Below are 13540 nucleotides of genomic sequence, written 5' to 3'. Positions count from 1 at the left end.
TTTACAGGGAATTTCCCTAGGTAAGTCTCTTACCGAACTCGAGACAATTGACCTACACCGTTCACGATGGGTCAACCTCAATGCCTGGCAACTCCCTGCGTATCCTGATTCTTGAAGATGACGCCTTTCAACGTGCTGTTGCGGTGAGCATGTTTCGCTCGCTGGGGTGCCATGAAGTGTTTGAAGCCAGCGATGGCAGCGAGGCGCTGGCGGTTCTTCAGCAGGTAGGTACGGTGGATATCGCCGTCTGCGACTTGCAGATGGAGGGCATGGATGGGCTGGCCTTCTTGCGTCGGGCGGGCAAATTGGGGCAAGTTAAATCCATCATCATCAGCAGTGCCCTGTCGGCTGACTTGTGCCGTACAGCGCATCAGATCATTGCCCTGCTGGGGCTGGAGCTACTGGGTGATGTTGGCAAACCGCTGTACGCCGACGTCCTTGAGCCATTGCTGAGCAAGTATCAAAGTGCCAGCGCGAATGGGCACAAGCTGGAGCAGAGCGTGCAACTGGCCTGTGAGGACGAGGTGCGCCAGGCGCTGGCCCTTCAGCAATTGCAGGCCTGGTATCAGCCCAAGTTCAATCTGCAGACCGGTGAGGTGTGTGGTGTTGAAGTGCTCTGCCGCTGGTTGCATCCGCACAAGGGGGTGCTGCCGCCAGCCGTGTTTATCCCGGTGCTGGAACGTTGCGGATTGATGGATGACTTGTTGTTTGCTCAGTTGGATCAAGCCTTGCGCCTGCAAGAGCAAGCCAGAGCCGAGGGCTTCCCCCTGAATATGGCGTTCAACCTGCAAACCGCGCAACTAGCCAACAGCCAACTGACTTACACCCTCAAGGGGGTACTGACCCGTCATGCCACACCGGGCTCCAGGCTGACCTTCGAGTTGACCGAAAGCGGGCTGCTGCAAGCACCGGCCGCCAGCCTGGAAAATCTGGTGCGCCTGCGGATGATGGGCTGCCGGTTATCGATTGACGATTTCGGTGCCGGGTTTTCCTCGCTGCAACGGTTGTGTCAGTTGCCGTTTAACGAGATCAAGCTCGACGCAGAATTTGTCCGCAGCGTTGCACATGAGCCGCGCTGCGAAGCTGCAATCAGCAGCACCCTGGCCCTGGGTAAAGCCTTGGGGATGTCGGTGGTTATCGAAGGAATTGAAACCGAGGCTCAGTTCCTGCGTTTGCAGGCCATGGGCTGCATTGAAGGGCAGGGCTACTGGTTTGCCCGGCCCATGAGCGGGCCGGACTTGCTGGGCTGGTTGCAGCAACGTGAAACGAGCCTTGCTTGCTAACAATCAATTACTTAAATGAGTAGGGTGTCAGCGCGGTGGGGTCGATGTTCTGATCGACTTTGACCATCGCATCCTTGAGCGGGCAAAGCAGGCCGACACTGGTTTTGCGGCAGCCTTTGGCGCTTGCGAAATCACCCTTGAGCGGTTTTTGGCTGGCGCTTAGTTGGGTCAGGTTGCGGATTTGATCCATCGACTGCGCTTCAAAGGCAATGCGCAGAAAGTACTCTCCGGTTTTGACTTCCTTGTAGCGCTCGAACTGCAGCGTACCGACCGGGGGAATGTTGTTCTCGATGTAGTCCCCCAGCTTCCAGCCGAAACCGAGCATGGTGCGCAGGTAGGAAATGTTGGTGTCATGGGCCACCAACAGCATCAGCGGAACGTCTGGTGGAGTATCCGGGGCGTCTTTTTGGGCCAGTGAAGTGCCTTGTTTGAGCTCCAGCGAGATCTGGTTCATCAACTCGGACGCGCCGCGGCTGGCGATATAGGGGATGTCGTTGAGGTAGTCGTATTTGGCTTTGGTCAGCACCATCAGGCTTGAGACTTCGGCAGCGGTGCGGCCGTTGCCGAACGCGACTTTATCCAGTGGCAAGCCCTGGCTGTACTCCAGACGGAACACTTCGCCCATATTGGCGCCAGCGCTCAGACCCTTGATCGAGAAGCGGCCCTTGGCATTTTGCTCCAGTTCCCAGGCTTGTTTGCCGTACGGGCAGTCGGTGCCGGGCATGCAGGCGACTTCTCTGAGTTTTTCTTCAAAGGGTTTGTAGCGCGCCTGTGCCGCTTCGACGCTACCGCCCAGGGCCTTGAGAATGGCGGCTTTGGCTTTCACCGGGTCGAGGGCTGCAAAGGGCATTTCATTGGCCTGGAACAGCGCGTCCTGTTCGCCGCTGACATAAGTCGGCTGCAGGCCGCAGCCGGGGAACATGCCGTCGAGCAGGGCCTGGGCGGTAGCTTTGGTGCGTTGCAGGGGGCTGGCGTGGACCAGCAACTGGCTGGCATCCGGGCAGCCCGTGGGGATCAGCCCGGCGGTGCGCAGCACTTCGCCACGGTAGCGGCCCATTTCGACGGCACCGGTGTAGCCGTGGCCGGTCAGGTTGCCGAAGGGCACCAGCCAGGTTGGCCATTGGCGCTGGGTGACGGCAGTCAGCAGTTTTTCATTGGACTGGGTGGGCGGACGGACGCCGTGGCGGCTGACCTGCACGACTTTATCCAGCACATAGCCATCGCCGGTGGGCGCCCCGGCAAAGGCTGCCGGGCTTAACAGGCTGGCCAGCAACAGGCCGGTACAAAGAGGGGGCAACGTCTTCATCGTTTTTCCTTGGGTCATCCTGGACACAGTGGGCGCAGTGTAGCCGCTGCGCAGCCCATCGCAGCCTCGCTGCGCTCCTCAGCGGCTACAGACTGTAGCTTTTTGTGAGGTACCCGCTTGAAATCCCGAACAGCTGCTGCGTATTTTGTACAGGTTGCCGTTAGCGGCCTGCATCACAACAAGGAAAGTGTCATGACGAGCGATGGCCAGGGCTCACTCGCACAGCGATTGGCGGGTATTGATGAAATTGAATGCGTCACCCCCGATCTCAATGGCGTGCCCCGTGGCAAGGTCATGACCGCTGCCGGGTTCCTTGAGGGGCGGCGTTTGCAGATGGCCCGTGGAGTGTTGCTGCAATGCATCATGGGCGGTTACCCCGAAGCGCGTTTTTATGGCAGCGACGACGGCGATCTGGCGCTGGTGCCAGACCCGGCCCATATCCATCGCCTGCCCTGGAGCCAGCAGCCCCGCGCCTTGGCTATTTGTGATGCCGATGAGTTCAGTGGTGAAAGCTCGCGGCTATCGACTCGCGGTCAGTTGAAGGCCGTTATCGCCCGTTACGCGGCCCACGGACTGGCGCCGGTGGTGGCGACCGAGCTTGAGTTCTTTGTGTTTGCGCCCAACACCGATCCGACCCAGCCGTTCCGTCCGCCAGTGGGCCTGGATGGCCGTCGCGAAGATGGTTTTTCGGCGTTCAGCATCAGTTCCAATAACGGACTGCGACCGTTTTTCAGCGAGGTTTACGAATGCATGGCGGCCCTGGGTTTGCCGCGTGACACCTTTATGCATGAGATGGGCGTCAGCCAGTTCGAGATCAACCTGCTGCACGGTGATCCGCTGTTGCTCGCCGACCAGACTTTTCTGTTTAAGCATTTGCTCAAAGAGGTCGCCCTGAAACATGGACTGACCGTGGTCTGTATGGCCAAGCCGCTGGCGCATACGGCGGGTAGTTCGATGCATATTCATCAGAGCGTGGTGGAGCTGGGCAGCGGTCGCAACGTGTTCAGCGACGAAGCGGGGCAGCCGACGGCAACCTTTCGCCACTTTATTGGCGGCCAGCAGGCCGGCATGGGGGACTTCACGGCGCTGTTTGCGCCGAACGTCAATTCCTATCAACGTTTGTTCCATCCTTATGCATCGCCGAACAATGCCTGTTGGTCCCATGACAATCGTTCCGCGGGCCTGCGCATTCCGGCCAGTTCACCGCTGGCTCTACGGGTTGAAAACCGCTTGCCGGGTGCGGACGCCAACCCGTATCTGGCGATTGCCGCCAGCCTTGCGGCCGGGTTATACGGCATCGAACATAAGCTGGAACCCAGCGCTGCAATCGAGGGCGCGTTCGATGTGCCCCAGGCGTTGTCATTGCCATGTACCTTGCATGCTGCACTTGAGCGTCTCAAGGGGAGTCACTTGGCGATTGAACTGTTCGGTACTGAGTTCATCGAAGGTTACATTGCGTCCAAGACGCTGGAGCTGACCAGCTTCCAAGATGAAATTACTCCCTGGGAGCGTCGCGTTTTGGCGGCTCAGGCTTAACCGTTTAAATCTGTGGCGCCGGGCCTGTTCCCGGTTGCAGACACAAGGAGCCGCACGGAAAGCCAATGCACCAAATATGGAAGTCTTTTCGAGCGTTGTACTTTGCCTCGCTGATGATGTTGATCGGCTCTGGCCTTTTAAGTACTTATCTGGCGCTGCGCTTGGCGGCCGACAATGTCGACGGCTTGTGGATCGGCGCCTTGATGGCGGCCAACTACTTTGGCCTGGTACTGGGCGGCAAGATCGGCCACCGGCTGATTGCCCGGGTCGGGCATATTCGTGCCTACGCCACCTGTGCCGGTATCGTCGGGGCGGCGGTGCTGTGTCACGGGCTGACGGACTGGTTGCCGATGTGGCTGCTGCTGCGGGTGATCGTCGGCCTGGGCATGATGTGCCAGTACATGGTTATCGAAAGCTGGCTCAACGAGCAGGCAGATGCCAAACAGCGCGGCGTGGTGTTCAGCCTGTACATGATCGCGTCTTATTTGGGGCTGGTGCTCGGGCAGCTGATTCTGGCCGTTCACCCGGCCCTGGGCCCAGAGTTGCTGATGGTGGTGGCGTTGTGTTTTGCCTTGTGCCTGGTGCCGGTGGCCATGACCCGACGGATTCACCCGGCCCCCCTGCATCCGGCACCGATGGACCCCAGGTTCTTTATCAAGCGCGTGCCGCAGTCGTTGATCGCGGTGATGGGAGCGGGCTTGCTGGTGGGCTCGTTCTACGGTCTGGCGCCGCTGTATGCGTCGCAGCAAGGGCTGTCGACCGAGCTGGTCGGTGTGTATATGGGTAGCTGCATTTTTGCTGGTCTGGTGGTGCAGTGGCCGCTGGGCTGGTTGTCCGACCGTTATGATCGGCCGCTGTTGATCCGGATCTTCGCTTTTCTGCTGGCAGTGGCGGCATTGCCGTTGGCGATCTTGCCAGAGGTGCCACTGGAAGTGCTGTTTGTGGCGGGTTGTGTGGCGGCCCTGCTGCAGTTTTGCATCTATCCGCTGGCAGTTGCCTTTGCCAATGACCACATTGAGCCTGAGCGTCGCGTGTCGTTGACGGCCATGTTGCTGGTGACCTATGGCATTGGGGCAAGCGTCGGGCCACTGGCGGCGGGCGTGCTGATGAAGGTGTTCGGCAGCCAGATGCTGTATGCGTTCTTCAGCGTGGCCAGTTTGATCCTGGTATGGCGGATTCGCCCGAATGCAGTGACCAACCTGCACCAGGTCGACGATGCGCCGCTGCATCACGTGGCGATGCCCGACAGCATGTCCAGCTCACCGCTGGTAGCTGCGCTTGACCCGAGGGTGGATGAACAAATGGTGCAGGAGCAGATGGTGCAGGACCCGGTGGTGGATGAGTTCGAACCGCAGTCGGAACCCAAGCCATAGGTGCCTGCAGTCTAGTAATAGTCATCCTTGTCAAACTGCCGCGCCTCGCGCTGCAGTTGATAGACAAAGCGCTCGACCTGGCGCTGCACAGCGCCGCTGATGTTGTGAAAGCGCAAACCCGCGAAGGTGATGTTGAAGCGCTCTTCAAAATGCAGATAACGCAGTTCGACCGGCGTGGTCATCAGGCCAAAGGGCAGGGCGGCGCTGAAGCGCTCATACACCTGGCCCAGTTGCAGGCTTTGGCTGATATCGCCTTCAAAGCGCAACTTGCAACCGGTGGCGGAGACGTCCAGCAGCTTGCCATTGACTGGCGTGCCGAGCTTGTCACCGGCAATTTCCACATCAATCAGGTGAGCCAGTTTCAGGGCGGCGCGGAACGCGTTGCGGCGTTGGTGGTAAACCACTTCGCGCGGTAGCGCGCCGCGATAGCAGCGATGATCATTGAGGTCGCCAATGCTCAGTTGCGTCGTGCATTCCCAAGCGATGCGTACGCCATCGTGGAAACCCTCAACTCGAAACGGTATACCGTCCTCAAGAAAGCGCTCGCCCTCACGGGGGATCATTTCGTCCAGGACCAGGGTGTTGTTCTCACGATTCACATCGACCACATAGCTTTGGAAGCGCTGGGTGCGATCCTGAAAAGTGATGATTAACGGGTCATGGCTCTCTTGCAGCATCCGCAAGTTGGAGGCGATTTCCAGGGGGGTAGTCAGCACCTTTGGTGGCTGCGGAGCGTCTTGTGCGTCGAACACGTTGCATCAATCTCCAGGCAAAATACTGCAACACACAAAAAAGAGGCATTCTGCCATCATGCTGTGTGTCTCGCTAGATTCAGTGTTTGCGCAGGCTCAGGCCTGGCTGTAGGCGCGGTGCTTGTTAAGCATCGAAGTGGTGCCGCGTGCGTCATACAACGATGGGGCTTCGCCGCCATGAAGAATGCGCAACTGGTTGGCGGTGATCGCCTGCTGAGTCTGGATCGACTGGCCATTGAGCAAGTTCGCGGCCTGGCATTGAGCCAGTAACTGGTTCAGCGCATCGCTTTGGCTAAGCAGCTGCGCCCCCACGCTGGAATGGCTGGCCAAGCTTTCGAGGCCGCTGCGGTTGGTAGCCAGGCCCAGGCTTGCCAGGATCTCGCTGCGTTTGCGGCCATGTTGCTCAAGCAAAATGATCAGCGACTGCTTGCGCGCCAGAATATTTTCCAGCACCTGCATGTCGCGGCCTTTAAGGGCGATGGTCTCGTCCTGCAACAGGCCAAGCAGTTGCTCGGCGGGGGCGAGGTCATCGTTGATCAGTTGCAGTAAATTTTCGTCGTGCATGGCGAACTCTGGGTCTGTTGACGCTTCGTTGTGGCCGCGACGCTGTCCCACTTGGTGCAGGGCAAGGCGCGAGCAGTGTAGTTTGGTGTTTCAAATAAGCTGCGAGTAACACAGCCCAGCGACGCGGCTCACAACGAAGCGTCAACAAACCCCTGGATTAAGCGTCCAAAAGTGCGGCACAGGCCGTGGGCCTAGCGCTCGGCTTCCATATTCAGCAGTTTGCTGGCGACCCGATTGCTGTCGACCTTGTAGCTGCCGTCGGCAATGGCTTGTTTAAGCTCGGCCACCCGATTTTTGTCGACCGCAGGTTGTTCACGCAACGAGTCGCTGATCTTCTGCAACTGTTGAGCCTCTTGGCTGAGGTGTACAGATTCCCCGCTCGGGGCGCTGGCTTGTTCAGGGCTTTTTGCCGGGGCCGCTTGCGTGGCGCTACCGGTTTCCTGGCTGGCGTTGCTGCGCGTGCTGCCGGTTAAGGGTGGTGCGCTGTTGAGACGACTGAAGTCGATGACCATAACGAAAAACCTCGGGGTATTTGGACGCTTGCCATGTTTTCGGCCATACCCGGAAAAACTTTAGGCTCGATTAATCATAGCTTCACATAGAACGGTACTGATCTACGTCAAACCACAGTGTAGGAAAGTCGAGGAGCTGATGCCAGTTTTCCTACAATGCCACCTCAACTTGGCCGGGTGCTGTGACCCGAGCGCGGATCACACGCTTGGAATTCAGGTTCTTTACCCGGATCTGTTCGCTGAGGCCACCGTCCGACAGGGCTTCGCCGGGCATTTTGACACTTAACGTGCCGCTGCGGGCGCTGATTACCACATGGTCACCCTTGCGCACGGCAGCAGCCTGTTCCAGATGCGTGAGCGTCAGCACTTGATCGGTGACCATCGGGCGCAGGAGTTTTTGACCGACCGCCAGCTCGGTCGCGGTCAGATAGCCCTGATTGATCAGGCCCACATCCCGTTCGCGCAAAGTGACATCGGCGTAGTCGATCACCATGCCGCGCTTGAGCGGGTGATTGACGATGACCACGTCACGGAACAGTTTGACCTGGGCCGGAACGAAGATGGTCCATGGCGATAGCCCTTCGCAGCGTACACGCACGATCACGCGCCCCATGGGTTGTGCCGGGCTTTCGAGGGAGGCTGTCAATTCCTTGTCGCAATGAGCCAAGCGCAGACGCGGGTCCAGGTTGTTGACCTGGATCTGATATCGCCCCTCGGTCTGGCTGGTGGCGAGATAGTCTTCAACCGTGAATTCAAGAAAGCCCTGGGTCACGCCGATAAGCTGTTCAGGTGATGTAAACGCGTCGGCCCTGCTATAAGTGCCTACGCCAAGCAGGGCGCCAGCCGCCAGGACGCTCAGACAGCAGCGGCGCAGCGTCTGGGGGAAAAATCGGTGGCAGGAATTTGTCGTTTTTGCGTTCATGGCCGATAAAAAAGCAAGCCCCGTGCCGTTTACGGAAATTGGGTGTTGAAACTTGAAGTCTTTAAGAGGAGCTGAGTATGGCCGGAGTGATGGATGCGGTTAACCAGCGCACTCAACTGGTGGGGCAAAACCGCCTGGAGCTGTTGCTGTTTCGTCTGGATGGGCCACAGCTTTACGGGATCAATGTGTTCAAAGTCAGGGAGGTGCTGCAATGCCCAAAACTGACCATGATTCCCAAGTCCCATCCTGTGGTGTGTGGTGTGGCGAGCATTCGCGGCGCGACCATTCCGATTCTTGATCTGGCGATGGCCACCGGATCGGGTGCTTTGAAAGACCAGAGCAACCCGTTTGTGATCATCACCGAGTACAACACCAAGACTCAGGGCTTTCTCGTTCGCTCGGTCGAACGTATCGTCAACATGAACTGGGAAGATATTCATCCGCCGCCCAAGGGCACCGGTAACGACCATTACTTGACGGCCGTGACCCGGATGGACGACCAATTGGTCGAAATCATTGACGTCGAGAAGGTCCTGGCAGAAGTTTCGCCATCGCCTGAAACCATCACCCATGGCGTGGTGGATGTTGAAACCCGAACCAAGGCGCTGTCGCTGCGGGTGCTGACCGTCGACGATTCGTCGGTGGCACGCAAGCAGGTTGCCCGTTGCCTGCAAACGGTGGGCGTTGAAGTCGTGTCGTTGAACGACGGTCGTCAGGCGCTGGACTACCTGCGCAAGCTGGTGGAGGAGGGCAAGGACCCGTCCGAAGAGTTTCTGATGATGATCTCGGATATCGAGATGCCGGAAATGGACGGCTACACCCTGACCGCCGAAATCCGCAACGATCCGCGGATGCAAAAATTGCACATCATTCTGCATACTTCGTTGTCTGGGGTATTCAATCAGGCGATGGTCAAAAAAGTCGGGGCTGATGACTTTTTGGCCAAATTCCGGCCTGATGACCTGGCATCCCGGGTAGTCGACCGGATCAAAGCAGCAGACCATAGCCAGGGTTCACCCTTGGCGGTCAAAACGATTTAAGAGGCAGGACATTTGTCGACGGCTAATTTGGATTTTGAACAGTTCCGGGTCTTCCTGGAAAAAGCCTGTGGCATTTTGCTGGGTGAAAACAAGCAGTACCTGGTCTCCAGCCGGCTCAACAAACTGATGGAGCAGCAAGGCATCAAGTCGTTGGGCGAGTTGATTCAACGTATCCAGAGCCAGCCGCGCAGCGGGCTGCGCGAGTTGGTGGTCGATGCCATGACCACCAATGAAACCCTGTGGTTTCGCGACACCTATCCCTTCGAAGTATTGAAGAACAAGGTGCTGCCTGAGCAAATCAAGGCCAATCCGGGGCAGCGCTTGCGTATCTGGTCGGCAGCCTGTTCTTCGGGGCAGGAGCCCTTTTCGCTGTCGATGGCGATTGATGAGTTTGAGCGCAGCAACCTGGGGCAACTGAAGGCGGGCGTGCAGATTTTTGCCACCGACCTGTCAGCCCAGATGCTCAACACCTGCCGCACCGGTGAGTACGACAACCTGGCGATTGGCCGTGGCCTGTCGCCGGAGCGCTTGCAGCGCTATTTCGACCCCAAGGGGCCGGGGCGCTGGGTGATCAAGACGCCGATCAAGAATCGGGTCGAGTTCCGCCCCTTCAACCTGCTGGACAGCTATGCAGGCTTTGGCAAGTTCGACGTCGTGTTCTGTCGCAATGTGCTGATCTACTTCTCGGCAGAAGTGAAGAAAGACATCCTGCTGCGCATTCACAGCACCTTGAAGCCGGGCGGTTATCTGTTTTTGGGCGCCTCCGAAGCGCTCAACGGATTGCCGGATCATTACCAGATGGTCCAATGCAGCCCGGGGATCATCTACCAGGCTAAATAGGCGGACAAATAACCGTAGACCGTAGACCGTAGCAGCTGCCGAAGGAACGAGGCTGCGTTCGGCGACGTAGTCGTCGCAAATCAGGCCCCTCGGTGTGTCAGCGATATTGAGTCCTCAGGTTTCACGACGGCTGCGCCGCCGAACGCAGCCTCGTTCCTTCGGCAGCTGCTACGGAAAACCCGAAGCAAAGCGGCAGAAAAGCGGCAGTCAGCGGTCAACCGTTGCCGCTTTTCTGGCATTGCCGCCTCCCATGCCCCTCCCAAAGCCTTGAAATACGGCTCTGTGCCAACTGGCACGGGGTTTGCTCTGTTCATGTCATGTAGAACCTGAATCACATCCTCAGGTCAGCCCACAAAGGTTTTTCGACATGAGCATCAGCTTCGATAAAGCGCTTGGTATCCATGAGCAGGCACTGGGCTTTCGCGCCCAGCGCGCTGAAGTACTGGCCAACAACATCGCCAACGCCGATACCCCGAACTACAAGGCTCGGGACCTGGATTTCGCCTCTGTGCTCGCCGCCCAGAGTGACAAAAACCAGAGCGGCACGTTTGCGTTGAACAAGACCAACACTCGCCATATCGAAGCCCAGGGTCTGAGCAGTGGCGATGAGTCGCTGCTGTACCGCACGCCGATGCAGCCGTCGATCGACCAGAACACAGTGGACGCTCAGATCGAGCAGTCGAACTACGCAGAGAATGCGGTCAACTTCCAGGCCAGCTTCACCCTGCTCAACAGCAAATTCAAAGGGCTGATGTCGGCCCTGCGCGGGGAGTAATTCATGTCTCTAGCCAGTGTGTTCAATATTGCCGGTAGCGGCATGAGTGCCCAGACCACGCGTCTGAACACCGTCGCCAGTAACATCGCCAACGCCGATACCGTGTCGTCGAGCATCGACCAGACCTACCGTGCCCGGCACCCGGTGTTCGCCACTATGTTCGAAGGTGCACAAAGCAGTACGGGTGACTCGCTGTTCCAGAACCAGGACGGCGCCGGCCAAGGCGTGCAAGTGCTGGGTGTGGTTGAAGACCAAAGCGAGCTGCAGGCCCGCTACGAGCCGAACCATCCTTCTGCCGACGCCAAGGGCTATGTGTATTACCCCAACGTCAACGTGGTTGAAGAAATGGCTGACATGATTTCCGCCAGTCGTTCGTTCCAGACCAACGCCGAGCTGATGAATACCGCCAAAACCATGATGCAGAAGGTCCTGACCCTCGGTCAGTGATAAGGGACGACGCAAATGAGTGTGACCGATTCCACCAGCGGCTTGACCCTTAATCAGGTACTTGCCAACTCTGCCCAGGCCAAGACCACCGACACCAGCGTGGCGGCGGCAACCAAAGGCGTTACCGGCAACACGGCGCTGGGCAAGGATGCGTTCCTGCAACTGCTGGTCACCCAGCTGAAAAACCAGAACCCGCTGGACCCCCAGGACAACACCGCGTTCGTCGCGCAACTGGCGCAGTTCAGCAGCCTGGAGGGCATCACCTCGCTCAACGATACGGTCAACTCCTTGTCGGGCGGGCTGCAGTCCTCGCAGGCTTTGCAGGCATCGTCGCTGGTGGGCCGCTCGGTCATCGTGCAAACCAGTGAAGCCTATGTGGACCCTGCCAGCGACAAGCCATTCAACGGCACCGTGGTGGTCAAGGACGCCGATTCAAAACCCGTCATCACCATTACCGATGCCGACGGAGAGGTGGTCCGCACCCTGGAGCTGGGCAGTCAGAAAGCCGGCAACGCGGACTTTACCTGGGACGGCAAGGACGACGACGGTGTGCTGCTGGACAAAGGGTCCTACACCTTCACCGCATCGAGCAAAAACGACACCGGCACCACGGCGCTCACCACCTACCTGCCAGCGACCGTTAACAGCGTGACCCTGAGCAAGACCGGTGGCGAAATCATGCTCAACCTCGCAGGTCTGGGCAGCATTGGCATGTCCAAAGTCCAGACCATAGGCCTCTAAGCCGACTCATACGCCTCAAGGAGAGAAACATGTCATTCAATATCGGCCTTAGCGGTCTCTATGCGGCGAACAAGCAACTCGACGTGACCGGCAACAACATCGCCAACGCTGCGACCACCGGCTTCAAGGCATCGCGCGCAGAATTTGCCGATATCTACTCGGCCAGCAAGCTGGGTATCGGCAGCAAGACCGTAGGCAGTGGCGTGAACCTGGCAGCGGTCTCGCAAAACTTTGGTCAGGGCTCGATCAACAACACCGGCAACTTGCTGGATATGGGGATTCAGGGCAGCGGCTTTTTCGTGCTGAGTGACAACGGCTCCTTGAGCTACACCCGTGCCGGCACGTTCAAATCCGACAAAGAGGGCTACGTGACCAGCTCCGATGGCACTGCGCGTTTGCAGGGCTATGGCGTGGATGCGAACGGCAATATCATCAACGGTGTACTGACCGACCTGCGCATCGACACTTCTAACCTGGCACCCAAGCCTACGGGTTCGGTAACGTCGGAGATCAACCTGAACTCCAGCTCCGATACGATTGACCAGACCAAAATTCCGTTCGATCCGAGCGAGTCCACCAGCTACAGCAAAAAATTCAGCACCATGGTCTACGACACCCAAGGCAACGCGCACCCGATGGACCAGTACATGGTCAAGACCGGTGCCAATACCTGGAGTTCTTATACCCTGATTGACGGTCGTAACCCTGATGGCACGCCAGTCTCGGGCGATGGCGCCAAGGCTCCAGTGGCCTCGACCCTGGAGTTTGACTCGGCTGGTGCGCTGACCAAGGTCACGCAGCCCGATCCGATCAAGGATCAGCCTGAAAACACGCTGGTTGTCAGTGGCTGGAAGCCGGGTGCCATGATCAATGGTAAATGGGACTCAAACGGTGCCGACGCCAAGCCGGGCGGCATTGCCATCAACATGGCCAAGACCACTCAGTACAACACCGACTCCTCGCGTAACCCGCCGACCCAGGACGGCTACGCCACCGGCCAGATCAACAACCTGACCATTGATGGTTCGGGCGTGATGTTCGCCAACTTCAGCAACAACCAAAGCCGCGCCATCGGCCAGATATCCCTGGCCAGCTTTACCAATGAACAAGGCCTGCAGCCGGTGGGCGGCACTGCCTGGAAAGAAACCTTCTCCTCGGGTATGGCTGGCTACGACGCACCGAAAGTTGGCAGCCTGGGGGCCATTCAGTCCAACTCGCTGGAAGACTCCAACGTCAACCTGACCAATGAGCTGGTGGACTTGATCAAGGCGCAGAGCAACTACCAGGCCAACGCCAAAACCATCTCGACCCAAAGCACCATCATGCAGACCATTATTCAGATGACGTGATGGGTGTTATCGGTCATCCAGGCCTTCTGTAGATACTCTGTTGTCGATCAAGCCCTCCTGTGGGAGCGAGCCTGCTCGCGAAGGTCATTCGCGAGCAGGC

General features: G+C 58.3%; 14 protein-coding genes. 9 read left to right on the top strand and 5 right to left on the bottom strand.

Annotated features, from left to right (window positions below; translation table 11 throughout):
* Window positions 1-80 precede the first annotated feature (80 nt).
* Window positions 81-1283, top strand: a complete 1203-nt coding sequence (locus V6L79_RS21145) for an EAL domain-containing response regulator (protein ID WP_321834228.1) — start codon at window positions 81-83, stop codon at window positions 1281-1283.
* A gap of 7 nt (window positions 1284-1290) precedes the next feature.
* On the opposite strand, the gene V6L79_RS21140 is transcribed toward V6L79_RS21145, so the two are convergent.
* Window positions 1291-2589, bottom strand: a complete 1299-nt coding sequence (locus tag V6L79_RS21140) for a histidine-type phosphatase (RefSeq protein ID WP_338579450.1) — start codon at window positions 2587-2589, stop codon at window positions 1291-1293.
* A gap of 294 nt (window positions 2590-2883) precedes the next feature.
* On the opposite strand from V6L79_RS21140, the gene V6L79_RS21135 reads away from it, so the two are divergent.
* Both V6L79_RS21135 and V6L79_RS21130 read left to right on the top strand, forming a co-directional pair.
* Window positions 2884-4125, top strand: a complete 1242-nt coding sequence (locus tag V6L79_RS21135; protein ID WP_338580339.1) for a glutamine synthetase family protein — start codon at window positions 2884-2886, stop codon at window positions 4123-4125.
* Between the two features lie 65 nt (window positions 4126-4190).
* Entirely contained in the window at window positions 4191-5498 is a 1308-nt protein-coding gene (locus V6L79_RS21130) for an MFS transporter (RefSeq protein ID WP_321834226.1), read from the top strand.
* Between the two features lie 11 nt (window positions 5499-5509).
* Here the strand turns inward: V6L79_RS21130 and V6L79_RS21125 are convergent, their stop codons facing one another.
* The 4 genes from V6L79_RS21125 to flgA form a co-directional block, all read right to left on the bottom strand.
* Window positions 5510-6250 carry a flagellar regulator YcgR PilZN domain-containing protein gene (locus V6L79_RS21125; RefSeq protein ID WP_321834225.1) on the bottom strand — a complete coding sequence of 247 codons (741 nt, stop codon included), beginning with the start codon at window positions 6248-6250 and terminating at the stop codon, window positions 5510-5512.
* A gap of 96 nt (window positions 6251-6346) precedes the next feature.
* Window positions 6347-6814: a flagella synthesis protein FlgN gene (locus V6L79_RS21120; RefSeq protein WP_261739266.1), complete on the bottom strand. Its 468-nt coding sequence runs from the start codon at window positions 6812-6814 to the stop codon at window positions 6347-6349.
* A gap of 191 nt (window positions 6815-7005) precedes the next feature.
* Entirely contained in the window at window positions 7006-7326 is a 321-nt protein-coding gene (gene flgM / locus V6L79_RS21115; protein ID WP_321834224.1) for a flagellar biosynthesis anti-sigma factor FlgM, read from the bottom strand.
* Between the two features lie 151 nt (window positions 7327-7477).
* Window positions 7478-8248: a flagellar basal body P-ring formation chaperone FlgA gene (gene flgA, locus V6L79_RS21110; protein WP_261739264.1), complete on the bottom strand. Its 771-nt coding sequence runs from the start codon at window positions 8246-8248 to the stop codon at window positions 7478-7480.
* A gap of 77 nt (window positions 8249-8325) precedes the next feature.
* Here flgA and V6L79_RS21105 point away from each other — a divergent pair, with 77 nt between their 5' ends.
* From V6L79_RS21105 to flgE, 6 genes are all read left to right on the top strand, one after another.
* On the top strand, window positions 8326-9288 hold the full coding sequence (locus V6L79_RS21105; RefSeq protein WP_261739263.1) for a chemotaxis protein CheV: 963 nt from the start codon (window positions 8326-8328) through the stop codon (window positions 9286-9288).
* 12 nt (window positions 9289-9300) lie between these two features.
* Window positions 9301-10128 carry a protein-glutamate O-methyltransferase CheR gene (gene cheR / locus V6L79_RS21100; protein WP_261739262.1) on the top strand — a complete coding sequence of 276 codons (828 nt, stop codon included), beginning with the start codon at window positions 9301-9303 and terminating at the stop codon, window positions 10126-10128.
* Between the two features lie 367 nt (window positions 10129-10495).
* Window positions 10496-10903 carry a flagellar basal body rod protein FlgB gene (flgB, locus tag V6L79_RS21095; protein WP_261739261.1) on the top strand — a complete coding sequence of 136 codons (408 nt, stop codon included), beginning with the start codon at window positions 10496-10498 and terminating at the stop codon, window positions 10901-10903.
* 3 nt (window positions 10904-10906) lie between these two features.
* Window positions 10907-11350, top strand: coding sequence for a flagellar basal body rod protein FlgC (flgC, locus tag V6L79_RS21090; protein ID WP_261739260.1), 444 nt, complete (start codon window positions 10907-10909; stop codon window positions 11348-11350).
* A gap of 15 nt (window positions 11351-11365) precedes the next feature.
* Complete coding sequence (gene flgD / locus V6L79_RS21085; RefSeq protein WP_321834223.1) at window positions 11366-12091, top strand: flagellar hook assembly protein FlgD; 726 nt, start codon at window positions 11366-11368, stop codon at window positions 12089-12091.
* Window positions 12092-12120: 29 nt separating this feature from the next.
* Window positions 12121-13440, top strand: coding sequence for a flagellar hook protein FlgE (gene flgE / locus V6L79_RS21080; RefSeq protein WP_261739258.1), 1320 nt, complete (start codon window positions 12121-12123; stop codon window positions 13438-13440).
* Window positions 13441-13540: the final 100 nt, after the last annotated feature.

Source organism: Pseudomonas sp. ML2-2023-6 (genome assembly GCF_037055265.1).
Classification (GTDB): domain Bacteria; phylum Pseudomonadota; class Gammaproteobacteria; order Pseudomonadales; family Pseudomonadaceae; genus Aquipseudomonas; species Aquipseudomonas kulmbachensis.
This window is presented reverse-complemented; position numbering and strand designations above follow the sequence as displayed.